Consider the following 22,476-nt stretch of genomic DNA (forward strand, 5'->3'; position numbering starts at 1 on the left):
GTTTTTTAGTGATGCATTAACTGGATATTCTTGAAAGATACTTAGTAAACTGCCAAAGATTTTTCTCAATTGGATGAAGAGTTCCCTTGGGTAATAATTGAGAGCTTGAGCCCCGATAAAGGCCTTGAACAAGAGCTTTATCCTCACTATTTGCAGTATTCATGTAGTCAGCCATTTGCAACACCCAAGCACCATATTCTGCTATTGAAACTTCTGCCAATATTTCTGGTGGAACGGCCACCCCCCAAGTTGCTTTAAAGCGTCCAATGCCATCTGGCATAACTGAAACCCACCATAAATAATCCGGCATAAGGGTAATTAAGTGGTTAGGAAAAATACAAAAATCAACCATCGTACGACGCCATTTATCTTTCAGTTTGGTGTTATTCGGGTGGGCAGAGCCAGGACCACTTTCTGACTCTTGGGGGGCGTAATGATAGCAATAATGATCACTATCCTCACCACAGATATAGTCTTCTATTGGTTTTTTGTGATTAGCAAATGTTTTTTGATGCGCAATTGGAACATGGTAACTCTCAGTAAAATTTTCAATTAAGTTTTTCCAGTTTGCATCCCAGGACATGCTCTCACGAATTATAGTTTGATAGTTACCCATGTCATATTGACCAACAATATTTTTACGTAAGCCCTCAAGTGCAGAAGAAACTTTTTTATTGGGATTTTTTGCTAACGATATGTATATAAATCCTTCCCAGATCTCGGTATGAAGAGCTTTTAAATGATGCTTTTCAATATCAAAATTAGTCTTCATCTCCATAAATGGTGCATGCTTTAAGGACCCATCTAGCCCATATGTCCATGCATGATTAGGACAGGTAAAAGCAAAAGCATTGCCAGCTAATTTTGGTACAAGACAAGTAAATCGGTGGGCACAGGCATTTACAAATCCCAGAATTTCGTTAGATTCTTGTCGAATAATTACCACAGGAGTGCCTGCTATGTCATGGGTCAGGAAGTCGCCAGTATTTGGAACCTCATCAATACGAGCAATACAAATCCATTCCTGATTGAAAATCTGCTCTTGTTCATGATTATAAAATTCGACAGAGTGGTTTGCTGCAGCTGGAATCGGTGATGCTTCTTCAAATGATTTTTTAGCAGATTCATCTATAGCCTTGATGACGCTTTTAAGAGGAGAATTAGAGTAATGGTTCAGGTAAATTTCTATTGACATAAGATAATTATATATTTTGATAGTGAGCTTTTACAAAGTAGAGGCCTTGCGGTTCAGCAGTTGGCCCTGCTTCTTTTCGATCTTTACTGTCTAATACTGATAGCATCCATTCAATACTTTCCTCTCCCCTACCAACCTTTAAAAGTGTTCCTACCAAGTTGCGAACCATATGATGCAGAAAAGCATTTGCTTTAACCTTAATAATTAGATCGTCACCTATTTCATCAATTTGAAGGTATTCGATTGTCTTAATAGGAGATTTTGCTTGGCACATGCTTCCTCTAAAGCATGAAAAGTCATGCTCACCGACCAAAAAAGCCGCTGCTTTCTTCATGTCATCAATGTTAAGGGACCTAGGCTCCCATAAATAATAGCCAGTCTTTAGTGATGACCTAATAGGATGATGGTGAATTTTGTATTCATAAGAACGTGCGTATGCATTAAATCTTGCATGAAAATCATCATTAACTTCCTTAGCCCATTTAAAATTTACATCACTTGGTAGGTTCGCGTTCCCACCAAAGAGCCACGCTCCATCGGTCCTACTCGTTTCGGTTTCAAAATGAATGACTTGCTCTTGTGCATGAACGCCAGCATCGGTTCTGCCACTACAAAATACCCTTACAGGGTGATTTGCTATCTTAGATAAAGCAGGCTCAACAACACCTTGGACTGTTCTTAGGCCAGATTTCTGGATTTGCCATCCATGAAAATCCGTACCTAAATATTCAACACCAAGTGCAATTTTCATAAGCAACCGCTAATTTTTTTTATTGTAAAATCGATAATAATATTTTAACAAACTATTGTAACTATCTAAATGAGTCTATTCTGGATAATACGAACTTTATGAAAGAAAATAACAAGCCTACGGGCATTAAAAAACTTTGGTCTGCTTCAATCTACTCTGCAAAAGGCTTTAAGGCTTGCTATCAGTCTGAATATGCATTTAGACTTGAAGTGTGGTTGGCAGTTGTGCTGACTCCACTTGGTTACTGGCTTGGCGAATCACCAGTTGAAAAAGTACTTCTTATTACGCCTATATTTTTAGTTTTGATTGTTGAAATGTTAAACTCAGCAATTGAAGCTGTTGTTGATAGGATTAGTCTTGAGCAGCATGAGTTATCAGGCTTTGCTAAGGACGTTGCATCAGCAGCAGTTTCAATATCTTTAATTATTTTCATATTTACATGGATCATTATTCTTCTCTAAAAAGCCTGATTGGAGATGATCTAGAGTGTCATTATTTTGATTCTCTAGAGAGTACTAGCTCCTTTCTAAATAGTTTGCCAAGCTCTAATATAACGCAGTTATGTGTCACGCGAGAGCAAACTCAGGGAAAGGGCCAGCATGGTAGAGAATGGTTATCTCAGAAAGATGGCAGTATTCTTCTCTCAATTCGTCAAACATTTGGAATTGATATTAATTTAAACGGCTTAAGTTTAGTTGTTGGTTTGGCAATTATTAGGGCTTTAGAGAAAGAATGTAAAATTGATGGGTTTAAAATTAAGTGGCCTAATGATATTTATTTTAGGGAAGCAAAATTAGCAGGAATTTTATTGGAAAACAGTATTCAGGCAGGGTCTCAATCTGTCATTATTGGGATAGGTCTTAACTATCATTTAGAGCAAGAAATGTCCTGCGATATTCCTTGGATTGATCTTTCAAAAATTGCCAAGAAATTGCCTAATATTCATGCACTTACAGCATTAATTATTAATAATATCTTATCCATGTTGGCTTATTTTAAATTAAATGGTTTGTCGGACCTACTTTCTCAATGGGATCAATACGATATGCTTAAAGGTGCAAAGCTAAAATCAATAGAATTAGGCAAATCTTTTGAGGGAGAGGTGGTAGGAATTTCAAACCAAGGCGCATTAAAAGTTTTAACAGAAAATGGCACCAAGGAGCTCTATAGCTCCAAGAATATTGAATACATTTAGGGTAAGATAGTTAACAGTATTAACGCATTGAAATAGAATGTCACAACATAAATTAGAAGTAAAAAATCTTTACAAAAAATACGCAAGACGAGTAGTCGTTAATGACGTCTCATTTTCGGTTAGTGCTGGAGAAATTGTTGGCCTTTTGGGCCCTAATGGTGCAGGTAAAACTACATGTTTTTATATTGCCTGTGGGTTAGTCAGATCGAGTAAAGGTGAGGTCATTCTTGACAATAAAAGTATAGGCCATATGCCAATTCATAAGAGAGCTAATCTTGGTATTGGTTATCTTCCACAAGAGCCTTCAATTTTTAGAAAATTAAGCGTCCAAGATAACATCATGGCTGTTCTTGAAATGAATAAATCAATCTTACCAAAGGATAGAGCTCGTCGACTCGAAGAGCTTTTGTCTGAATTTAAGGTTGAACATGTTCGTCATATTAAAGGTATTACCTTGTCTGGTGGTGAGAGAAGAAGGGTAGAAATTGCTAGAGCATTAGCGATGGATCCAAAGTTTATTTTGCTTGATGAGCCTTTTGCTGGAATAGATCCAATATCTGTTGGTGATATACAAGAAATTATTTATCAGCTCAGAGATAAGGGAATTGGTATTCTGATTACTGATCATAACTATAGAGAAATGCTTGATACTTGTAATCACTCTTATGTTTTAAGCGCTGGAAAGATAATTGCGCAAGGTGGGAAAGATTCTATCTTGGCAAATGAAGAGGTAAAGAAGGTTTATTTAGGTGAAACGGCAGGTGGCTAATAAAAATTTAATTACATTGGGGATTGAGTCCTCATGTGATGAAACAGGAATAGGAATTTATAGCAGTAAAAAAGGCCTTATTTCGCACAAACTTTTTTCTCAGGTTGATTTACATGCTGAATATGGGGGGGTGGTTCCAGAACTAGCTTCGAGAGACCATATTCAAAGAGCCCTTCCTTTGATTAAGGAAGCGCTTAGTGATAGTCACATTCAATTAAAGGACCTTACAGGCATAGCCTATACAGCTGGACCAGGATTGTCCGGAGCTTTATTGGTTGGAGGTTCTATTGCTCAGAGCCTAGCTTGGGGGCTTGGAATTCCAGCACTTGGAGTTCATCACATGGAGGGCCATCTTTTAGCTCCTTTATTGGAGGTTGATAAGCCACAGTTTCCATTTGTAGCGCTTCTGGTTTCGGGTGGCCATACTTTACTTGTCGAAGTTACCAGAATAGGTGAATATAAAATCCTTGGCGAATCATTAGACGATGCAGTTGGTGAGGCTTTTGATAAAACCGCAAAAATACTCGGTTTAGGTTATCCTGGTGGTCCTGCACTTGCTAAACTTGCAACGAAAGGCGTTAAAGATAAATTTATCTTTCCTAGACCAATGACAGATAGGCCAGGCCTTGATTTTAGTTTTAGTGGTTTAAAGACATTTGCTAAAAATACATTTATTGAGTTTCCAAATGAAAAAGAAGATATTGCAAAAGCTTTTGAAGTTGCTGCAACTGAAACGCTAACAATTAAATGCAGCCGTGCGCTCAAATATACTGGGTTTAAAACTTTGGTTGTGGCTGGAGGAGTTAGTGCTAATCTTTCACTACGTAAATCCTTAAATGAAATGACTGAGAAACTTGGTTCCAATGTCTTTTATCCAGCACTTGATTTTTGTACAGATAATGGTGCTATGATTGCTTTAGCTGGCCACTACCGCTTTCTTGCTGGGCAGACTAATGATCATTATGAGATATCAATTAAGCCTCGCTGGAGTCTTGAAGAGCTTCAACCAGTTTAGATTTATGCTCGATAAATTTGCCTGTAGTGCCATTTAAAGCAATCATTTGGCGAATTAAGGTGCATATAATATAGTTGTCAATTAAATTAAAAATTCTATGCTAATAATTCCTGCAATCGATTTAAAAGATGGTCAATGTGTTCGCCTTAGAAAAGGGTTGATGGAGGATAGTACGGTTTTTTCTAATAACCCATCAGAGATGGCAGCTAAATGGGTTGATGAAGGAGCAAGAAGACTTCACTTAGTTGACCTTAATGGCGCGTTTGAAGGTAAGCCAGTTAATGCAAAGTGCGTTAATGAAATCACAAAAAAATTTCCAAATTTACCTGTCCAAATTGGTGGTGGGATTCGTGATTTAAACACTGCTAGCGCCTATATTGATGCTGGAATAAGCTATCTTATTATTGGAACTATGGCTGTAACAAAGCCTGAGTTTGTGTCTAATTTATGTAGAGAATTCCCAGGTAAAATTATTGTTGGACTTGATGCAAATAATGGACTTGTGGCGACAGAGGGATGGGCTAAACAGACAGATTTAAATATCATAGATTTGTCAAAAAAATATGAGCAATATGGCGTTAGTTCAATTATTTATACTGATATTGCTAGAGATGGGATGATGCAGGGCGTTAATGTTGAGGCAACAGCCAATCTTGCAAAGCACACTTCCATTCCAATAATTGCGTCTGGTGGTATAACTAATCTTGATGATATTGCTGCACTTTTGAAAAATGCGCATCACGGCATCATGGGCGCCATAACTGGAAGAGCCATTTATGAGGGAAGACTTGACTTTCAGGATGCACAAACAATGAGTGATATTTATGATAGTTGAAGTTGCTTATGCTCTGCCTAATAAGCAAAGCCTTATAAGCATTGAGGTTGAAAGTGGATCTACATTAAAAGAAGCTATAGAGGCTTCTGGGATTCTTGAAGTTTTTGAGCAGATTGATCTTACAAAGGATAGGGTTGGTATTTTTTCTAAGTTTGCAACCCTTGATACTATCCTTCGTGAAAAGGACCGAGTTGAAATTTATAGACCTCTTGTTGCTGATCCTAAAAAAGCTCGTAAGGAGAGGGCAGCTGAGGGAAAAGCAATGCGAAGCAATAAAAAAAACCAATCCAAGGTAAAATAAGCAACATACAATCCATTCATTATAATTATGAACGCAGAAAAACCTCCCAGTTGGCCATTATTTAATAGGTTATTTGATAAGGTTTTCCCTCAAACTTTAAAGCCCCGAGCACAGTTAATGCAGGCCTTAGAAGAGGCTGAAGAAAACCTAGTTATTGACCCATATAGCAGGTCTGTTATTGAAGGCGCGTTGCAAGTTGAAAGCCTAAAAGTGCGAGACGTAATGGTTCCTCGCTCAAAAATGACTATGATAAATTCAGAGTCATCCACTGAGGATTTGCTTCAAATCATGGTCAGTTCATCACATTCCCGCTTTCCAATTCACAATGTTGAGCAGGACTCAATACTGGGTATCGTATTAGCTAAAGATTTGTTAGCTCACTTTGCTCAAGACAATAAGGACGAGTTTAACTACAGAGAGTACCTTAGGGATGCTTTATCTGTTCCTGAAAGTAAGCCTTTAGGCGTTTTGCTCAGAGAATTTCAACAAAATAAATCTCATATGGCAGTTGTTCTTGACGAGTATGGAGAGATTGCTGGATTAGTAACTTTAGAAGATGTGATTGAGCAGATTGTTGGTGAAATTGAAGACGAACATGACAAGGAAGAAGATAATATTATTGATTATGGAGATGGACGCTATTTACTTCAAGCCAATACACCTCTAGTAGAGTTTAATGAATTTTTTGAATCTAATATCATAAGTGATAATTACGACACTGTAGCTGGTTTAGTCATTTCAGGTTTTAGCTATCTTCCAGAGCAAATGAGTGAAATTAGCCTTCATGGCTTTGAGTTTAAGGTTCTAAAAACTGATACTCGAAGACTTCTCTTACTTGAAGTGCAACGTAAAATAATAGATATTAAGTCCTCAAAAGATAAAGTTAGTTCTTAATTGTTTTGTCAAAAGTTATCAATCAATTAGTATAATCCAGCATTATGAATTCACTCGAAAAAACAACGCAGTTAGCAATTGACCTAATTAAAAAAAATAAAGTCACAGATTTTGAGTTCTCTGTTGGAAAAAGCTCAGGTATTTCTACTGCAGTCAGATTATCAAATGTTGAAACATTGCAATACAGTCTAGATACTAGTTTTGATGTGAGCGTTTATATTGGGAAAAATAAAGGTCAGGCTGCAAGTGTTGACCTCAGTAAAGAGAGCCTAAAGAAGGCTATTGATTCTGCATGTTTAATTGCTAAATATACCCAAGAAGACCCCTTTAATGGACTAGCTCCAAAGGATAGAATGGCGTGGGATGCACCTGATTTAGACCTTTACCATCCTTGGACTCTGGATGCTAAAGAAAGCATTGAGATTGCTAAAGAGTGTGAACAGATTGCATTAGAGCAGACTGAAATTGATAATTCAGATGGCGCTGAGTTATCAAGTTTTGAGGGCGAAAGCTATTATGCTAATTCAAATGGACTGATCACTAAGTCAAAAAATAGTAAGCATTCGCTCTACTGCTCTTTGATAGCAAAAAGAGACTCTGAAATGCAAACGGGCTATGAATATGCAATTGCTCTTGACTCTAGAGATTTAACGAGCCCATCTATAATTGGTCTTGAAGCTGCAAAAATGGCCCAACAAAAACTTGGTTCTCGTAACTTGGAATCTCAAAAATGTCCTATTATATTTACTGCGCGACAATCATCCGGTTTATTTTCGCAATTACTAGGAGCTCTGAGCGGCTCGAGGCAGTATAAAAAAACATCCTTCTTGTTAGACTCGTTAGGTAAAAAAGTCCTACCAGGGTCTATTAATATTTATGAAGATCCACTTCAATTAAAAACTCTTGGCTCAAGGGCATTTGATTTAGATGGGGTATTAAAATCAAAACAGTTTTTTGTCGAAGATGGAAGGGTGACCACTTACCTAATGGGCCAATACTCTGCAAACCAACTTGGATTGAAATCAACCGCGAATGCTGGCGGCGTCAGCAACTGTCGAGTTAGCTCTAATTATGATGGTGGAATTGAAGAATTAACAAAGAATATGGATAAAGGCCTTATTGTAACTGACTTAATGGGGCAGGGTATTAATGCAACAACGGGCGATTATTCTCGAGGTGCAAGTGGTTTTTGGGTAGAAAAGGGTGAAATTCAATATCCAGTTTCTGGGATTACTATTGCTGGAAATCTAAAAGATATGTTGAAGAATGTTATTTCTATAGGTAATGATTTTGATAATAGAAGTAATCTAAAAGTGGGCTCAACTTTGGTAAGTGAAATGACTATTGCCGGGGAAGGGTAATTGAAAGAATTTGATGTCATCGTCATTGGTGGCGGTATGATTGGTCTTGCATTTACTTTAGCGCTCTCAAGAAAAAAAAACTTTAAAATTGCAATTATTGATCCAAATGAATGCAACCCAGAGATCAGCAGTTCATTCCACACCAGAGTCAGTGCAATTACTCCATCGTCAAAAGATTTTCTTAGTTCTATTAATGTTTGGGATGACATTAATAGAAAACAAGGGTTTGTGTCAACACGGGTATGGGATCAAAACTCTCATGGACACCTGAACTTTTATGCAAAAGATGAAGGTATTGAGCATCTTGGATTCATTGTAGAGAATGATTTAATACAATCTGCTTTATATCATGCAATCGATCAAACCAAGGTTCAAATTATTCATGCAAAGCTCGACGAGTTAATAAAAAATGAATTTGGCTATGAGGTTGCCCTTGATAATAAAAAAAGCTTATTTTGTAAGTTAGTGATTGGGGCTGATGGAGCTAATTCCAAAGTAAGAAGTCTTGCTAATATTGAAGTATCTTCACATGACTATAAGCAAAAAGCTATTATTGCTAATGTAGTTAGTGAAAAGTCACTAGATAATACAACTTGGCAGAGGTTTTTATCAGATAGTATTATTGCTTTATTGCCTCTTTCAGAAAATCAGGCTTCAATTGTATGGTCTTGTAAAGATGAGTTTGCTGATAAGCTCGAAGAGATGGATATTACTAGCTTTAACCAATCTTTATCTGAAGCAGTTGAATATCGATTTGGTGAATTAAAGCTACAAAGCTCAAGAAATATTTTTCCCTTAGTCTCTAGGAGTGCTAAGGACTATACGCTTTCAAATCTTGCTTTAATAGGTGACGCGGCTCATAGTATTCATCCATTAGCTGGCCAGGGCGCTAACTTAGGTTTTTCAGATGCAATGGAGCTTAGTAAGCAGATAGTTGAAAATACTGATAAATCATTGGGCGATCCCCTAGTTTTAAGGAGGTATGCAAGAGCACGCCGATTAGATAATGAATTAATGTCAAAAACAATGACAGGACTTGATTGGGCGTATAAAGAAAATAATGAGTCATTTCGATGGCTTAGGGGTTTTGGTATGAACATTATTGATGAGACCCCAATCCTCAAATCATTTTTCCAAAAACAAGCGCTCGGTAAGGCCAAAAACGACTAGCTACTCGAGGAAGCGAGTTGGAGTGACTATGCCATCAACTGGAACATCCCATGGCTTTGAGTCCAAATGGTCAACTTCTTGACAATCAAATGCAAGGCCAAAGAGTTTTGGTGCTTGGTAATTCTTACTTTTCAGTTTGAAACTTAATGTCTTATCATAGAAACCACCACCCATTCCTAAACGGTTTTTATTTTTATCAAATCCAACAAGTGGCATAAAGATAAGGTCCATTTGTTTAGCGCCCACTACAGGGGTATGGATTGGCTCATCGATTCCAAATCTATTTTTTCTAAAGTGCTCTCCCATTTCAGCAAATTTAAGCTTTTCTTCAACCAGAATTGGGAGGTAAACAAAACAGCCATTATTTTTTAAGAATTTAATAGTATCTTCTGTCTCAATTTCTCCATCATTAGGAATGAAAATTGCAATATGTTTGGCATTTTCGAAAAGGCCATTTTTTTGACATTGGTGCAGGATTTTTTGACCATCTTCCTTGCGGGTTTTTTCATCAATGGATTTGCGGAGTTGTCTGAGTTGTCTTCTTAGTTCTATCATTAATGAAGATTTTAAGAGAAAAGCTGTTTAATTAGTAAAGTAATGTAATAGAGTGAGGTTTAATATTCTTCAGATAGGTCCATTGTGCCGTGTTGAATTGTCCTGAACCTTTCTGGTTCAAGGCGGAAGTTCGATGTTTACCGCAGGTTTCCCACTTCAAGGTGGGCTTACACAATAGCAACCAATCTCATCTCCTTTTCTATACTTAATCGGCTCAGGGAAATAAATCAAAGCACGAACACAACAGATAATTAATTATCACCTCTGACTAATCCAATTGCAATACAGTTTCTTCTTAATATTCAAAAATATACTTAATTTTTAGAAGGTTGTTCGTATAAAATCACCCGATTCATTCTTTCCTACAAGTTTACTAAGTGACTATATTAGCTGCAATTTTACTATTAGTTATCATTATGGACCCTATTGGGAATGTCCCTGTATTTTTAAGTATTCTCAAAAATATACCACTCGAAAGACGAAGAATAATAATTATTCGTGAGCTGTTAATCGCTTTCATAATTTTATTGTTTTTTATGTTTGTTGGTAGATATTTGCTTCAGATGCTAGAAATAGAACAATCTTCACTTGGGGTTACAGGAGGAATTATATTGTTCATCATTGCTATAAGAATGATTTTCCCAGGTACTAAGCCTCTATTTGGTCACAATGAAACAACAGAACCTCTTATTGTTCCTCTAGCTGTTCCAATGCTAGCTGGCCCTTCAGCTATTGCAGCAGTCATATTATTTATGGCTCAAGAGCCAAATAGATGGGTTGAATGGACCCTAGTTGTATTTGTTGCTTGCTTAATATCAGGTGTCATATTAGTCTCTTCAGAAACACTAGGAAGAAAACTTGGTAATAGGGCATTAATCGCAATTGAACGGTTAATGGGCATAATATTGGTGATGGTCTCGGTTGACTTTATATTAGATGGAATTAAACAAACATTTGGTATTTAATATTTTAACCGTCCAGTTTAGTAAATTTGCAATTTAACCATAAAGCACTGATTTGCTATGTTGTAAGTCACAAGCTATAATTGCCTCTTTTTTTTGAAGATTGAAATGTCAAAAAGTTCTGCACCTATAGTAATGAAATTTGGTGGGACAAGTCTTAGGGATGAGATTTCTCGTTCCCATGTCTTAAATCATATCAAACATTATGCTGATTCTGGTGAAAGTGTCGTGGTTGTAGTTTCTGCAATGGGTCGGAAGGGTGAACCATATGCAACGGATACACTTGTAGCTCTATTAAAAGATGTGGGTCATAATATTAATCCAAGAGAACTAGATCTCGTTATGAGCGTTGGTGAAACGCTATGCTCAGCATTCTGTGCTCATCTTTTAAGTTGTAACGGAATGCCTGCAGTTTCATTTAATGGAAGACAGTCAGGAATTTTGACGGATGATAATGCTGGGAATGCTGAAATATTAGATGTTAATCCATCTCGCATTGTTGAGGCGCTTGATCAAGGAGATATTGCAGTAGTGGCAGGTTTTCAAGGGGTTAATGAAAGGGGTGATATTCGCACACTTGGAAGGGGCGGAAGTGACACTTCTGCAGTAGCATTAGCGGCAGCTTTAGGTGCAGAGAAGGTTGAAATATTTTCTGATGTTGATGGTATTGCAAATTGTGATCCAAGACAGGTGGAAGCCTCTAGTTATCTTGAGTCAATCAGTGTTCAGCAAATGTTAGCTATGGCTGATGAAGGGTCAAGAGTTATCCACCCTCGAGCAATTGAGGCCTCGATTAAAACTAAAACACCAATTGTTGCAAGAAATACTTTTAATAATTCAATTGGAACGACTATTCATCATAAAGAAGCATCTGAAAAAGAGGTTGTTGCAATTGCTCATCGAGATAATATGGTGCTAATAGAATTTGCGCTTGAGCATAAAGCCTCAAGTCATGTCGATGGCGTTGTGTATATTGACTCAAGGAGATTGTTGCTTAATGATGATGTTTATTTAAGTGATAAACTAGCGCAACTTGAAGAAAAACTAGGCTTCTATAAGTTGAGTAGGCATTGGGCTACGATTTCTGTTGTCTTCAATAATAAGGTGTCTAAAAAACCAGCTGATCTTGATTATGCTGAGCTTTTAGATTCACCTAAAAACATTATCAGCTATCTTCTTAAAGAAACAAAGGTTAGGGAAACATTAAAGTTTCTGCATGGAAGATATACTTAAATAAAGGCTAAGGCTTGTAACCGCCGTTATTGACGTAACTTAATAATACTTCATCAGAAAATTCTATTTCTAGTTCCGCTGCTTTCTTTTCTACCGGCTCTCTTAGGTCGCCATCAGCTATTTCAATTATTTCATCATTCCAATCAGTAAGGTATGAGTCAGCATCTGTAGCATCTGCAACTGACGCTGCAGAGTCAACAGCCTCCATAAAGCGATTATCTAGCTGAACTTTTTCAACTTCTCTTCTGCTTTTTTTAATCATAACCATTGTTGGTATATCGCGCCATTTCTTTATTGTTAAATTCATCTAATTCTCCAAAAAATATAGTAAATTATAGCCGGAATAAATTTTGAAAAATTCTACCATTAACTAATTGATGTAATTGCTATAATTTAGGTATATAATTCGCTTTTTTTGGTGAGAGTTTACATTGAGGATTTGATGAAAAATAAAACACAAGTGGTGGTTATTGGAGGCGGAGTTGTTGGCGCAGGGACCCTATACCATTTAGCAAAAAAAGGTTGGACTGATGTCGTATTGGTTGAGCGCAAAGATTTAACTTCTGGCTCAACATGGCATGCAGCTGGCTTATTGCCACTCTTTAATATGAGTTATTCAGTTGGAAAACTACATCAATATTCAGTCGACTTCTATCATGAGCTAGAAAAAGAGACTGGGATGAACGTTGGCTTTAGTGTTGTATCAAATATCCGCCTTGCAAATTCTCAAGATCGAATGGACGAGTATAAGTATTATGCTGGCGTTGGAAGCACCGTAGGTGTTAATGTTAATTTTTTAACGCCAGAAGAAATTAAAGAAGTTTGGCCTTTATGTAATACGGAAGGCTTGTTGGGCGCTATTCAGCATCCTGACGATGGATATATACAGCCAGCAGACTTAACTCAAGCATTATGCAAAGGTGCTAGAAATCGTGGTGCTGAGATTTATGAGCACACACTAGTAGAAGGAATTACACAACAAAAAGACCAGAGCTGGATTGTATCCACCGATAAAGGCGACATTGCCTGCGAGCATGTTGTCTCTTGTACAGGTAGTTTTGCCAGAAAAACTGGTGAAATGGTTGGTTTAGATGTTCCAGTAATTCCTGTTGAACATCAGTTTCTAGTAACAGAGCCTCATCCAGAAATTTTAGAAAGAAAAAAACAAGGACTTCCTGAAATGGCCGTTCTACGTGAATCTGATGCAGCCTATTATTTGCGAGAAGAGGCTGGCGGAATGATCTTAGGAATTTACGAAAAAGGCGCACCTGTATGCTACGTTGATGGCCCTAAAGACGACTGTCAATATGAGTTATTTAATGGTGAACTTGATCGCATAATGCCGCATATTGATCGCTGTATAAATCGTGTTCCTGCGTTTGGCGAAGTAGGAATTAAGGATGTATATAACGGAGCTATTGCATACACTCCTGATGGAAATCCAATTGTTGGACCTGCGCCAGGACTAAAAAACTTTTGGCTCAATGAAGGCCATAGTTTTGGCATAACTGCTGCGGGCGGAGCTGGATGGCAGCTCGCTGAGTGGATTGTTGATGGAGAGCCTACAGTTGACATGATGGGCGTTGATCCTCGTCGTTTTGGTCCTTATGCTACTCGAGGATATTTGAAAGAAAAAAATGAAGAGGCTTACGCAAATGTTTTTACAACTCACTATCCCGATGAAGAGAGAAGTGCTGCAAGACCCTTGAAAACTGCACCCTGTTATGATCGTATGAAAGCTTTGGGGGCTGTATTTGGAAGTGTATATGGTTGGGAGCGTCCAAATTGGTTCATGCCCAGTGCTGATTATTCTCTGAGTGTAGAGGAGTTAAATCAAGAAGATCCAGCAAAAGTATTGATGAATAAAAACCATGCGACAGCTCTAGAGGATGGACGAATTGTAGAAAAAAATTCATTTAGGCGCTCTAATTATTTTGAACATGTTGGAAATGAATGCAAGCATGTTAATGATAAAGTTGGACTACTAGATATGTCTGCTTTTGCAAAATGTATAGTTAAAGGACCTGGAGCAGAGGAATGGCTTGAATATATCTTTGCAAACAAGATGCCTAAAGCTATTGGTAGAATTAGTCTGGTTCATATGCTCTCTTTAAATGGAGGGGTTCGAGCGGAATTTACAGTCTATAAAACCGGTCCTCAAAGTTATTATTTAGTTTCAGCAGGTGCATTTGAAACGCATGATCATGACTATTTGTTTAAGCTCTTACCAAAAGATGGGAGTGTGAATATCCAGCGAGTTACAACACAAACTGGTGTGCTTGTTTTAGCTGGCCCAAGGTCTCGTGATGTCCTTCAAAAACTGACTGATACTGATTTATCAAACGACAACTTTAAGTGGCTAACAGGTAAAAAAATTAATGTAGGCTACGCAACTGCAGAAGCCCTGAGAGTTAACTTTGTTGGTGAGCTTGGTTGGGAGCTACATCATCCAATTGAAATGCAGAATTACATATTTGATCAGCTAATGGAGGCTGGAGCTGAGTTTGAAATTAAACCATTTGGTATACGTGCAATGGATAGTATGCGCCTTGAAAAATCTTACCGATTAATTCCAAGAGAGATGTCAATTGAATATTCCGCTTATGAGTCTGGTCTTGATCGTTTTGTAAAGCTTGACAAAGAAAATGATTTCATAGGTAAATCTGCTCTCAAAGAGTGGCAGGATCGCGGGCCTTCAAATGGATTTGTCACTCTGGAGGTTTTAGGAGTAGTTGATGCAGATGCACGCGGTTCAGAGGCGATCTATAAAGATGGCGAGGTTGTTGGAAGAGCTACATCTGGAGGATATGGGTGGCGCTGTGAAAAGTCACTCGCTCTAGGACTTGTAAGGCTTGAACTTGCAACTCTTGGAACAGAACTTGAAATTGAGATATTGGGTGAAAGGTATAAAGCTATTGTGATAGAAGAGTCACCTTTTGACTCAACGAATGAGTGCCTAAGGAGCTAAAGAATGTCTATTATTAAAAAACAATCTGAGTTACACGAAGACATGGTGACATGGCGTCATCACATTCATAAACATCCCGAGCTTAGCTTTAAAGAAGATCTAACAAGTGACTATATAGCTGCAGTTCTTGAGGCCAATGATATCGAAATGCATCGCGGCTTGGCAGTTACAGGAATAGTAGCCACTATTCATGGAAAAAAAGAAGGGCGTGTCATTGGTCTTCGAGCAGATATGGATGCTCTTCCTATTCAGGAAAAAAATGATTTTAGTCATAAATCAGTTCATGATGGAAAAATGCATGCATGTGGTCATGATGGTCACTCAACAATGCTACTTGGCGCTGCTGTTCACTTAAAAGAAAATAATAATTTTTCAGGAACAGTTCATTTTATTTTTCAACCAGCTGAAGAAGGTGGCGGTGGCGGTCGTGTGATGGTGGAAGAGGGTATATTTGAAAAGTTTCCTTGTGAAGCTGTATATGGGATGCATAACTGGCCAGGAATGGCTGAAGGGCAATTTGCTGTTCATGATACGGCTGTAATGGCTGCTAATGAAACACTCAAAATTTCTATCAAAGGCAAGGGTGGCCATGCAGCAATGCCAGATCAGTGCGTTGACCCTGTAGTAATTGGAGCTCAAATTATTACTGCACTTCAAAGTGTGGTTTCAAGAAATGTTGCCCCTCTTGATTCTGCTGTCGTAAGTATTACAATGCTTGATGCAGGCTTTGTCTCTAATGTTATTCCAAACGACATGAACCTAACTGGCTCTTTAAGATACTTTTCAACAGATGTAGGGAATGAAGTCAAAGCAAAAATTAAGAAAATTGTTGAGGGTATAAGTCACTCAATGGGAGCGACAGCAACGTTCAGTTCAACGCCAAATTATCCAGCAACAGTTAACACCCCAAAACATGCTGAGCTTTGTGCAAACGCTGCAGCAGAGGTTGTAGGAAGTGGCAATGTTTTGAGAAATGAGAAGCCAAGTATGGGCTCTGAAGATTTTTCTTTTTTGCTTAACGCCTCAGAGGGTGCTTATATTTGGATTGGGAACGGGCTAGTTCCTGAGGATGGTCCTGAGGGCGGCTGCATGCTCCACAATACAGAATATGATTTTAATGATGAGATTCTTCCTCTTGGAAGTAGCTATTGGGTGCAACTAGTCCAAGGCATTCTCAAGTAAGTATTTTTTTGATTTTAAGGTTTAATTTATGTTTTCTCATGCGATTGTTAGGGCTCCTGGTAAGAGTCTAATTAATGGATTAAGTGATTCGAAAGATTTAGGATTACCAAATTATGATAATGCAATTATTCAGCATACGGCTTATATAGAGGCACTGAAATCTTGTGGTGTTGAAGTTAATGTTCTTGAGCCTTGTGAACAATACCCAGATTCAACATTTATTGAAGACGTAGCTCTAGTAACTCCAGAGTGCGTAATAATTACGCGCCCAGGAGCTCCAACCAGGAGAGATGAGGTGAGTCAAATAGATTATGTATTAAGAAAAGAATTTATGAATATTGAATATATTGAAGCGCCAGGAACAATAGAGGCTGGAGATATTATGATGGTTGGCAGTCATTACTATATTGGTTTGTCAGATCGAACTAATGTCGATGGCGCTGAGCAAGCAATTAAACTGCTGCAAAAATATGGTTTAACAGGTTCAACTGTTGAGCTAAATGATGTTCTTCACCTTAAGACTGGACTTTCTTATCTAGAAAATAATAAGTTAGTAGTATGTGGAGAGTTCCTGAGTAATCCAATTTTTGAAAATTATGATTTTATAGAAATACCACAAGAGGAAAGTTATGCGGCAAACTGTATTTGGGTCAATGAATTTGTAATTATTCCATCTGGATATCCAATATCAAAAGGGAGGATTTCAGATGCAGGTTTTAAAATAATTGAAGTTGATGTTTCAGAATTCAAAAAGCTTGATGGAGGTTTAAGCTGTTTGTCTTTAAGGTACTAAGAAATTCTTAATTTAATGATTAAGGTTTTAATTTAATCAAATATTTCTTTAATTTCTTCAAACGTTGCTGTTATAGCATGAACATTTGAGTAACCCATTTGTTGAATTGTTAGAGCTGCAAGTGAGGCTCGACCTCCACCAGCACAGTGAGTCAATATTAAAGTTTCAGGATTGGGACACTGCTTGCCGATTTTCATTTCAATTAATCCTCTAGAAATATTTATCGAATCATTGAGACTCAATTCTTCATAATTATTTACTTCACGAACATCAATAATTACAGAATTATTTGAATTTTGATAGAGAAGTTTTGCTGCGTTTGCATCAACACAATTAATTTTTGTTTGAGCATCTGATATTAATTCACCTGCACTTTTGATCATTGAGAATCCCTTAATAGTTAATAAAGTTGTACCTTAATGTTTGAAGTGACGAATACCCGTAAATATCATTGCTATTCCATGTTCATCAGCAGCAGCAATTACTTCCTCATCACGCATAGAACCACCAGGATGAATAATAGCACTAATTCCAGCTTCTGCAGCAGCATCTATTCCATCTCGAAAAGGAAAAAAAGCGTCTGACGCCATTACTGAGCCCTTGACTTCAAGGTTTTCATCGGCAGCTTTAATGCCAGCAATTTTAGCAGAGTAGATCCTTGACATTTGACCTGCTCCAACCCCGATCGTCATTTGATTTTTTGCGTAGATAATTGCATTAGACTTTACATATTTAGCAACTTTCCAAGCAAACAATAAGTCGAGCATTTGTTTGCTAGTAGGCTGAATTAAAGATACGCATTTGAGATCAGAAGATTTTAAAATAACTAAATCTTTATCCTGAATAAGAAGGCCTCCAGATATTTTCTTATAGTCAAAAGTATGTTTAGCCTTTTGAAGATCACCACACTCAAGAACCCTAATGTTTTCTTTTTTAGATAGTATAGATTTAGCTTTAGAGCTAATTCTTGGGGCAATGATTACTTCAACAAATTGTTGCTTGGTAATAGATTGAGCAGTCTCTTCATTAAGTTCACGATTAAACGCAATAATTCCCCCAAATGCAGATGTTGGGTCCGTTTGATAAGCACTAAGATAGGCCAAGTGAATATTTTCCTTTGTTGCTACTCCACATGGGTTCGCGTGTTTAATAATAACGCAGCAAGGCTCTTCAAAATCTCGAACACATTCTAATGCTGCATCAGCATCTGCCAAATTATTGAAGGAAAGAGGTTTTCCTTGGATTTGTTTACTGGAAGAAACAGATGCCTCAGTAAGGTTAGTCTCCTTATAAAATGCAGCACTCTGATGAGGGTTTTCTCCATAACGCATGGTTTGAAACTTTATATATTGCAAATTTAAAGTATTTGAAAACCCGTCTTGTTCACGTCCTAAATAATTTGCTATAGCGCCATCATATTGTGCAGTGTGTTCGAAGGTTTTTAGCGCTAGAGCTTTTCTGGTATCCAATGCAGTATCACCATTGTTATTTAATTCATCTAGAATAAATTGATAATCAGCACTATCAACTATTACAGTTACTGATTCATGATTTTTTGCACTTGAACGTAGCATTGCAGGCCCACCAATATCAATATTTTCAATGGCATCATCATGGGTACAGTTTGGGTTTGAAATAGTTTGTTGAAAAGGATATAAATTTACAACGACTAAGTCAATTGGACTGATGTTATTTTTTAACATTACAGCTTCATCTTTACCTCTTCGAGCTAAAATTCCACCATGGATCATTGGATTGAGAGTCTTAACACGGCCTGACATCATTTCTGGATAGCCTGTGAAATCCGATACTTCAATTACAGGGATATTATTATCTTTTAGAAGTTTGGCAGTTCCACCCGTGGAAATAATTTCGATATCTAGTGAAGAAAGTCCTAGAGCAAATTCAACTACTCCAGTTTTGTCAGAAACGCTAATTAAAGCTCGCTTAATAGACATCTTTTAAGAATTAAAATTTAGATATTTTAAGGAATTGATTATAAACTCTTACAGGTTATAAAGGCTTACTTTTTTCTTTAGGGTTGCTCTGTTTATGCCAAGGATTCTGGCAGCTTCGCTTTGATTTTGATTGACTTTATCGAGGACAAACTTAATGGTAGCTGACTCAGTTTGTTGGGTAACCATCTTAAAAACTCCATTTGATGTTTCACCATTCAAGTCCGAGAAGTACTTCTCGAGACTATCTTTGATACAATCCTGTAAACCCCTTTGTGTCATATTGAATACAAAAAATCATGAAAAATTGAATATTGTTCAGAGTGATCAGACACTCTATTAATGTTTGGCCAAAATGCTGTCCCTTTTTCTTGGTCAAGGTGCATAGAATACCAAAAAATATGCTTTCTGGATAACTGTGTTCCCATTTTATGTCCATAAAAATCATGAATTTGAAGAATATGGCTCAAGATAAGGGGAATTTTTTTATCTAAAGAAGTTTCTTCTGCTTTGTTTCCAGTCTTTAAGAAATGATTAACCTGACCAACTAGCCAAGGATTTCCTTGCGTTGCTCGACCAAGCATTACTGCTTCGGCACCAGTCAAGTCTAATACATCTTTAGCTTTTTCTGGGGAGGTGATATCGCCATTTGCAACAACAGGAATTGATACTATTTTGGTAATTTTTTTTACTGTATTAAATTCAGCTTCACCGTTATATTTTTGTGACCTGGTTCTCCCATGAATTGCCAGCATTTGTATGCCAAAATCTTCAGCAATTTTTGCGATAATAGGGGCATTTTTATTTTCTTCATTCCATCCTGTGCGCATTTTAAGAGTAACAGGAATATCAACGGCATTAACGACAGACTTAATAATGTCTTCAACAAGTTTTTCGTTTTGCATTAAAGCTGAACCGGCAGCTTTATTGCAGACTTTTTTTGCAGGACAGCCCATATTAATATCTATAATATCTGCCCCAAAATCAACTGCTTTTCTGGCTGATTCTGCTAATTCTTCTGCTTCTGAGCCTGCTATTTGAATACTAATAGGAGATTGTTCTGAGGTAAAGTCTAAACGGTGTTTTGATTTATTTGAATTAAGAAGGTGGTTTTGCATCACGACCATCTCAGATGTTGTTAGGCCAGCACCTTGTGCTCTGCATATCATTCTAAAGGGTTTATCACTCGTACCTGCCATTGGCGCAAGTAAAACTTGTGATGGAAGAGAGTAAGGGCCAATATTCATAAAATTAAAATTTTAAGGTATTTTTTTCGGCTTTCTTTTTTAGGCGTTTTTGTTTCAATTTAGATAAATGATCTACAAATAATATGCCATTTAAGTGATCCATTTCATGTTGTATACAAACTGCCAGCATCTCACTTGCATCAATTTCACACAACTCACCAAGCTGATTAAGCGCACTAACTTTTATTTCATTGGATCTTTTAACACTTTCATAGTAATTTGGAACTGAAAGGCATCCTTCCTCCCATTCAATTTCACCATTTTTTTCAATTATTTTTGGGTTTATTAGACATAGTGGCTGGTTGCATTCATCTGAAATATCAATGACAATGATGCGCTTATGAAAATTAACTTGGGTTGCGGCTAAACCGATTCCAGGAGCGTCATACATTGTTTCAAACATATCTTTAACTTGTTTCTTGATCTCTGTATTAACGGCGTCTACTTCATTTGCAACCGTCCTTAAGCGCTTATCAGGGTACTTTAAAATGTCTAAAATCATGTTTTATTCATAACAGTGTTATGTATTTTGTTAAGTTGATTTGGATAATCTTGGTTATAGTGCAAGCCTCTGCTTTCCTTTCTTGAGATGGCTGATTCTACAATAATTTTTGATGTTTGAGCTAAGTTTCTTAGTTCAATTAAATCATCAGTTATAGTATAAATTCGGTAATATTCATCAACTTCTTTGTTTATTTGTTGAATTTTTAAATGGGCTGAATTAAGTCGATTATCACTTCTGACAATGCCTACAAAGTTCCACATAATGAGTCTGATTTCAAGCCATAAGTGGGCGATAACTACTTTCTCTTTTGAAGGGGCGACTCTAGAAGCATCCCATTTTGCAATTGAAGGGAATACTTCTTCGAAGATGCTATCATTAATATGTTTGGCGCAAGATTTTGCAAAAACAATGCATTCAAGTAAAGAGTTACTTGCTAATCTGTTGGCACCATGCACACCAGTATGAGCTACTTCTCCAATCGCATAAAGGTTCTTAATATTGCTTTGTGCATCTAAATTTGTATCAACTCCACCACATGTGTAATGAGCAGCTGGGACAACTGGCAAGGCTTCATTACATATATCAATGCCTAGCTCATTACATCGCTGTGAAATAGCTGGGAAGCGTGACTTAATCCATTTGGCATCTTTGAATGAGATATCAAGATAAACGCAATCATACCCATTAACCTTCATCTCATTATCGATAGCTCTTGCCACAATATCCCTGGGAGCAAGTTCAAGTCTAGAGTCATACTTGTGCATGAATTCTTTACCATTCGGTAGAAGTAGTTTTGCTCCTTCACCTCTTAATGCTTCAGAAATTAGAAATGATTTAGCATGTGGATGAAAAAGACATGTTGGGTGAAACTGTGTAAATTCCATATTAGTAATATGACACCCAGCTCGATAGGCCATGGCAATTCCATCGCCAGTTGAGGTGTCTGGGTTTGAAGTATAAAGGTAGGATTTTGATGCTCCTCCAGTGGCTAATATAGTTTTATGGGAGGAAAAAGTACTAACCTCTTTTGTACTCTTATTGAAAACATATGCTCCATTACAGTTTCCATTATCAACTAGCAGGTCAACTGCTACATATTGCTCAAAAAGTGTAATATTATTTTTTTGTTTAACTTTTGCTAGTAAGTTAACTTGGATTGATTGACCAGTTTTATCAGCAACATGAGCTACTCTTTTTGAACTATGACCACCTTCAGTAGTTAGGTCGTAGCTGTTATTGACGTGTGAAAATATTACACCAGTATTTTCAAGGTCTGAAATTGCTGAAGGAGCTTGCTCCACCATAAACCTAATACTTTTTTCACTGCCTAAGTTAAGTCCAGTATTTATTGTGTCCAAAATATGTGACTCAAAGTTATCTTCTGGGTCAAGCACTGCAGATATGCCACCTTGTGCGTAATAAGAAGAGCCTTCTAATACCTTATCTTTCGCTATTACAGCTATTGAGAGTTTTTCAGACAGCTGAATTGCACTCATTAAGCCTGCAGCTCCAGAGCCTATAATAAGAACATCAAATTGATAATTGTTTGCCATAATTTATTGATACAAAAAGACACAAAATAAAAATTAT

At 37.2% G+C, this 22,476-nt stretch carries 24 protein-coding genes and 1 other RNA gene; 14 read left to right on the plus strand and 11 right to left on the minus strand.

Annotated features, from left to right (window positions below; genetic code table 11):
- Nucleotides 1-16 precede the first annotated feature (16 nt).
- Both ABXT69_RS01035 and truA read right to left on the minus strand, forming a co-directional pair.
- Nucleotides 17-1,195 carry an SRPBCC family protein gene (locus ABXT69_RS01035; RefSeq protein ID WP_416678375.1) on the minus strand — a complete coding sequence of 393 codons (1,179 nt, stop codon included), beginning with the start codon at nt 1,193-1,195 and terminating at the stop codon, nt 17-19.
- A gap of 7 nt (nt 1,196-1,202) precedes the next feature.
- Complete coding sequence (truA, locus tag ABXT69_RS01040; RefSeq protein ID WP_416678377.1) at nt 1,203-1,946, minus strand: tRNA pseudouridine(38-40) synthase TruA; 744 nt, start codon at nt 1,944-1,946, stop codon at nt 1,203-1,205.
- A 98-nt stretch (nt 1,947-2,044) separates the two neighbouring features.
- On the opposite strand from truA, the gene ABXT69_RS01045 reads away from it, so the two are divergent.
- The 9 genes from ABXT69_RS01045 (at nt 2,045) to ABXT69_RS01085 (ending at nt 9,486) form a co-directional block, all read left to right on the plus strand.
- Nucleotides 2,045-2,407: a diacylglycerol kinase gene (locus tag ABXT69_RS01045; protein ID WP_416678378.1), complete on the plus strand. Its 363-nt coding sequence runs from the start codon at nt 2,045-2,047 to the stop codon at nt 2,405-2,407.
- Complete coding sequence (locus tag ABXT69_RS01050; RefSeq protein ID WP_416678380.1) at nt 2,386-3,141, plus strand: biotin--[acetyl-CoA-carboxylase] ligase; 756 nt, start codon at nt 2,386-2,388, stop codon at nt 3,139-3,141. The genes ABXT69_RS01045 and ABXT69_RS01050 overlap by 22 nt, the downstream gene beginning before the upstream one ends.
- 37 nt (nt 3,142-3,178) lie before the next feature.
- Entirely contained in the window at nt 3,179-3,910 is a 732-nt protein-coding gene (lptB, locus tag ABXT69_RS01055; protein ID WP_416652419.1) for an LPS export ABC transporter ATP-binding protein, read from the plus strand.
- Nucleotides 3,903-4,925: a tRNA (adenosine(37)-N6)-threonylcarbamoyltransferase complex transferase subunit TsaD gene (tsaD, locus tag ABXT69_RS01060; RefSeq protein ID WP_416678382.1), complete on the plus strand. Its 1,023-nt coding sequence runs from the start codon at nt 3,903-3,905 to the stop codon at nt 4,923-4,925. The genes lptB and tsaD overlap by 8 nt, the downstream gene beginning before the upstream one ends.
- 97 nt (nt 4,926-5,022) lie before the next feature.
- Complete coding sequence (hisA, locus tag ABXT69_RS01065) at nt 5,023-5,760, plus strand: 1-(5-phosphoribosyl)-5-[(5-phosphoribosylamino)methylideneamino]imidazole-4-carboxamide isomerase (RefSeq protein WP_416678384.1); 738 nt, start codon at nt 5,023-5,025, stop codon at nt 5,758-5,760.
- Nucleotides 5,750-6,061: an RnfH family protein gene (locus ABXT69_RS01070; protein ID WP_416678386.1), complete on the plus strand. Its 312-nt coding sequence runs from the start codon at nt 5,750-5,752 to the stop codon at nt 6,059-6,061. The genes hisA and ABXT69_RS01070 overlap by 11 nt, the downstream gene beginning before the upstream one ends.
- 27 nt (nt 6,062-6,088) lie before the next feature.
- Nucleotides 6,089-6,955, plus strand: coding sequence for an HlyC/CorC family transporter (locus tag ABXT69_RS01075; protein WP_416678388.1), 867 nt, complete (start codon nt 6,089-6,091; stop codon nt 6,953-6,955).
- Between the two features lie 44 nt (nt 6,956-6,999).
- Nucleotides 7,000-8,316 carry a metalloprotease PmbA gene (gene pmbA / locus ABXT69_RS01080; RefSeq protein WP_416678389.1) on the plus strand — a complete coding sequence of 439 codons (1,317 nt, stop codon included), beginning with the start codon at nt 7,000-7,002 and terminating at the stop codon, nt 8,314-8,316.
- Entirely contained in the window at nt 8,317-9,486 is a 1,170-nt protein-coding gene (locus ABXT69_RS01085) for an FAD-dependent monooxygenase (RefSeq protein WP_416678391.1), read from the plus strand. It begins immediately after the preceding gene.
- On the opposite strand, the gene ABXT69_RS01090 is transcribed toward ABXT69_RS01085, so the two are convergent.
- Nucleotides 9,487-10,041 (minus strand): 5-formyltetrahydrofolate cyclo-ligase, encoded by a 555-nt coding sequence (locus tag ABXT69_RS01090; protein ID WP_416678393.1) that lies wholly within the window; start codon nt 10,039-10,041, stop codon nt 9,487-9,489. It abuts the gene before it with no gap.
- 72 nt (nt 10,042-10,113) lie between these two features.
- Nucleotides 10,114-10,294: non-coding RNA, 6S RNA (ssrS, locus tag ABXT69_RS01095), on the minus strand.
- 124 nt (nt 10,295-10,418) lie between these two features.
- Here ssrS and ABXT69_RS01100 point away from each other — a divergent pair.
- On the plus strand, nt 10,419-11,006 hold the full coding sequence (locus ABXT69_RS01100) for a MarC family protein (RefSeq protein WP_416678395.1): 588 nt from the start codon (nt 10,419-10,421) through the stop codon (nt 11,004-11,006).
- 105 nt (nt 11,007-11,111) lie between these two features.
- Entirely contained in the window at nt 11,112-12,236 is a 1,125-nt protein-coding gene (locus ABXT69_RS01105; protein WP_416678396.1) for an aspartate kinase, read from the plus strand.
- Nucleotides 12,237-12,243: 7 nt separating this feature from the next.
- Here ABXT69_RS01105 and ABXT69_RS01110 read toward each other — a convergent pair whose 3' ends face one another.
- Entirely contained in the window at nt 12,244-12,543 is a 300-nt protein-coding gene (locus ABXT69_RS01110; RefSeq protein WP_416652434.1) for a virulence factor, read from the minus strand.
- 135 nt (nt 12,544-12,678) lie between these two features.
- Between ABXT69_RS01110 and ABXT69_RS01115 the strand changes: the two genes are divergently transcribed.
- Genes ABXT69_RS01115 through ABXT69_RS01125 form a run of 3 tightly spaced genes read left to right on the plus strand, consistent with a single transcriptional unit; the run spans nt 12,679 to nt 17,179 of the window.
- Complete coding sequence (locus tag ABXT69_RS01115) at nt 12,679-15,204, plus strand: GcvT family protein (protein ID WP_416678398.1); 2,526 nt, start codon at nt 12,679-12,681, stop codon at nt 15,202-15,204.
- A 3-nt stretch (nt 15,205-15,207) separates the two neighbouring features.
- Nucleotides 15,208-16,386: a M20 aminoacylase family protein gene (locus ABXT69_RS01120; protein WP_271541247.1), complete on the plus strand. Its 1,179-nt coding sequence runs from the start codon at nt 15,208-15,210 to the stop codon at nt 16,384-16,386.
- Nucleotides 16,387-16,414: 28 nt separating this feature from the next.
- On the plus strand, nt 16,415-17,179 hold the full coding sequence (locus tag ABXT69_RS01125) for a dimethylarginine dimethylaminohydrolase family protein (protein ID WP_416678401.1): 765 nt from the start codon (nt 16,415-16,417) through the stop codon (nt 17,177-17,179).
- Nucleotides 17,180-17,211: 32 nt separating this feature from the next.
- Here ABXT69_RS01125 and ABXT69_RS01130 read toward each other — a convergent pair whose 3' ends face one another.
- The 6 genes from ABXT69_RS01130 to nadB are packed head-to-tail and all read right to left on the minus strand — an operon-like array spanning nt 17,212 to nt 22,439.
- On the minus strand, nt 17,212-17,562 hold the full coding sequence (locus ABXT69_RS01130; protein WP_271537897.1) for a rhodanese-like domain-containing protein: 351 nt from the start codon (nt 17,560-17,562) through the stop codon (nt 17,212-17,214).
- 33 nt (nt 17,563-17,595) lie between these two features.
- Nucleotides 17,596-19,137 carry a bifunctional phosphoribosylaminoimidazolecarboxamide formyltransferase/IMP cyclohydrolase gene (gene purH / locus ABXT69_RS01135; protein WP_416678404.1) on the minus strand — a complete coding sequence of 514 codons (1,542 nt, stop codon included), beginning with the start codon at nt 19,135-19,137 and terminating at the stop codon, nt 17,596-17,598.
- A 48-nt stretch (nt 19,138-19,185) separates the two neighbouring features.
- Complete coding sequence (locus tag ABXT69_RS01140; protein WP_416678406.1) at nt 19,186-19,416, minus strand: helix-turn-helix domain-containing protein; 231 nt, start codon at nt 19,414-19,416, stop codon at nt 19,186-19,188.
- A complete protein-coding gene (gene dusB / locus ABXT69_RS01145; RefSeq protein WP_416678407.1) occupies nt 19,413-20,381 on the minus strand; it encodes a tRNA dihydrouridine synthase DusB in 969 nt (322 codons plus the stop codon). The genes ABXT69_RS01140 and dusB overlap by 4 nt, the downstream gene beginning before the upstream one ends.
- Before the next feature lie 4 nt (nt 20,382-20,385).
- On the minus strand, nt 20,386-20,883 hold the full coding sequence (gene def, locus ABXT69_RS01150; protein ID WP_416678409.1) for a peptide deformylase: 498 nt from the start codon (nt 20,881-20,883) through the stop codon (nt 20,386-20,388).
- Nucleotides 20,880-22,439: an L-aspartate oxidase gene (gene nadB / locus ABXT69_RS01155; protein WP_416678411.1), complete on the minus strand. Its 1,560-nt coding sequence runs from the start codon at nt 22,437-22,439 to the stop codon at nt 20,880-20,882. Before nadB ends, def begins: the two co-directional genes overlap by 4 nt.
- Between the last annotated feature and the right edge of the window lie 37 nt (nt 22,440-22,476).

Source organism: Candidatus Pseudothioglobus sp. Uisw_016, from assembly GCF_048087635.1.
Taxonomy (GTDB): Bacteria; Pseudomonadota; Gammaproteobacteria; order PS1; family Pseudothioglobaceae; genus Pseudothioglobus.

What these genes read in the sequence shown, in the direction of transcription:
- ABXT69_RS01035 (WP_416678375.1), bottom strand. Translation starts at nt 1,195, where the DNA reads ATGTCAATAGAAATTTACCTGAACCATTACTCTAATTCTCCTCTTAAA.
- truA (WP_416678377.1), bottom strand. Translation starts at nt 1,946, where the DNA reads ATGAAAATTGCACTTGGTGTTGAATATTTAGGTACGGATTTTCATGGA.
- ABXT69_RS01045 (WP_416678378.1), top strand. Translation starts at nt 2,045, where the DNA reads ATGAAAGAAAATAACAAGCCTACGGGCATTAAAAAACTTTGGTCTGCT.
- ABXT69_RS01050 (WP_416678380.1), top strand. Translation starts at nt 2,386, where the DNA reads ATGGATCATTATTCTTCTCTAAAAAGCCTGATTGGAGATGATCTAGAG.
- lptB (WP_416652419.1), top strand. Translation starts at nt 3,179, where the DNA reads ATGTCACAACATAAATTAGAAGTAAAAAATCTTTACAAAAAATACGCA.
- hisA (WP_416678384.1), top strand. Translation starts at nt 5,023, where the DNA reads ATGCTAATAATTCCTGCAATCGATTTAAAAGATGGTCAATGTGTTCGC.
- ABXT69_RS01070 (WP_416678386.1), top strand. Translation starts at nt 5,750, where the DNA reads ATGATAGTTGAAGTTGCTTATGCTCTGCCTAATAAGCAAAGCCTTATA.
- ABXT69_RS01075 (WP_416678388.1), top strand. Translation starts at nt 6,089, where the DNA reads ATGAACGCAGAAAAACCTCCCAGTTGGCCATTATTTAATAGGTTATTT.
- pmbA (WP_416678389.1), top strand. Translation starts at nt 7,000, where the DNA reads ATGAATTCACTCGAAAAAACAACGCAGTTAGCAATTGACCTAATTAAA.
- ABXT69_RS01090 (WP_416678393.1), bottom strand. Translation starts at nt 10,041, where the DNA reads ATGATAGAACTAAGAAGACAACTCAGACAACTCCGCAAATCCATTGAT.
- ABXT69_RS01105 (WP_416678396.1), top strand. Translation starts at nt 11,112, where the DNA reads ATGTCAAAAAGTTCTGCACCTATAGTAATGAAATTTGGTGGGACAAGT.
- ABXT69_RS01110 (WP_416652434.1), bottom strand. Translation starts at nt 12,543, where the DNA reads ATGAATTTAACAATAAAGAAATGGCGCGATATACCAACAATGGTTATG.
- ABXT69_RS01115 (WP_416678398.1), top strand. Translation starts at nt 12,679, where the DNA reads ATGAAAAATAAAACACAAGTGGTGGTTATTGGAGGCGGAGTTGTTGGC.
- ABXT69_RS01120 (WP_271541247.1), top strand. Translation starts at nt 15,208, where the DNA reads ATGTCTATTATTAAAAAACAATCTGAGTTACACGAAGACATGGTGACA.
- ABXT69_RS01125 (WP_416678401.1), top strand. Translation starts at nt 16,415, where the DNA reads ATGTTTTCTCATGCGATTGTTAGGGCTCCTGGTAAGAGTCTAATTAAT.
- ABXT69_RS01130 (WP_271537897.1), bottom strand. Translation starts at nt 17,562, where the DNA reads ATGATCAAAAGTGCAGGTGAATTAATATCAGATGCTCAAACAAAAATT.
- purH (WP_416678404.1), bottom strand. Translation starts at nt 19,137, where the DNA reads ATGTCTATTAAGCGAGCTTTAATTAGCGTTTCTGACAAAACTGGAGTA.
- ABXT69_RS01140 (WP_416678406.1), bottom strand. Translation starts at nt 19,416, where the DNA reads ATGACACAAAGGGGTTTACAGGATTGTATCAAAGATAGTCTCGAGAAG.
- dusB (WP_416678407.1), bottom strand. Translation starts at nt 20,381, where the DNA reads ATGAATATTGGCCCTTACTCTCTTCCATCACAAGTTTTACTTGCGCCA.
- def (WP_416678409.1), bottom strand. Translation starts at nt 20,883, where the DNA reads ATGATTTTAGACATTTTAAAGTACCCTGATAAGCGCTTAAGGACGGTT.
- nadB (WP_416678411.1), bottom strand. Translation starts at nt 22,439, where the DNA reads ATGGCAAACAATTATCAATTTGATGTTCTTATTATAGGCTCTGGAGCT.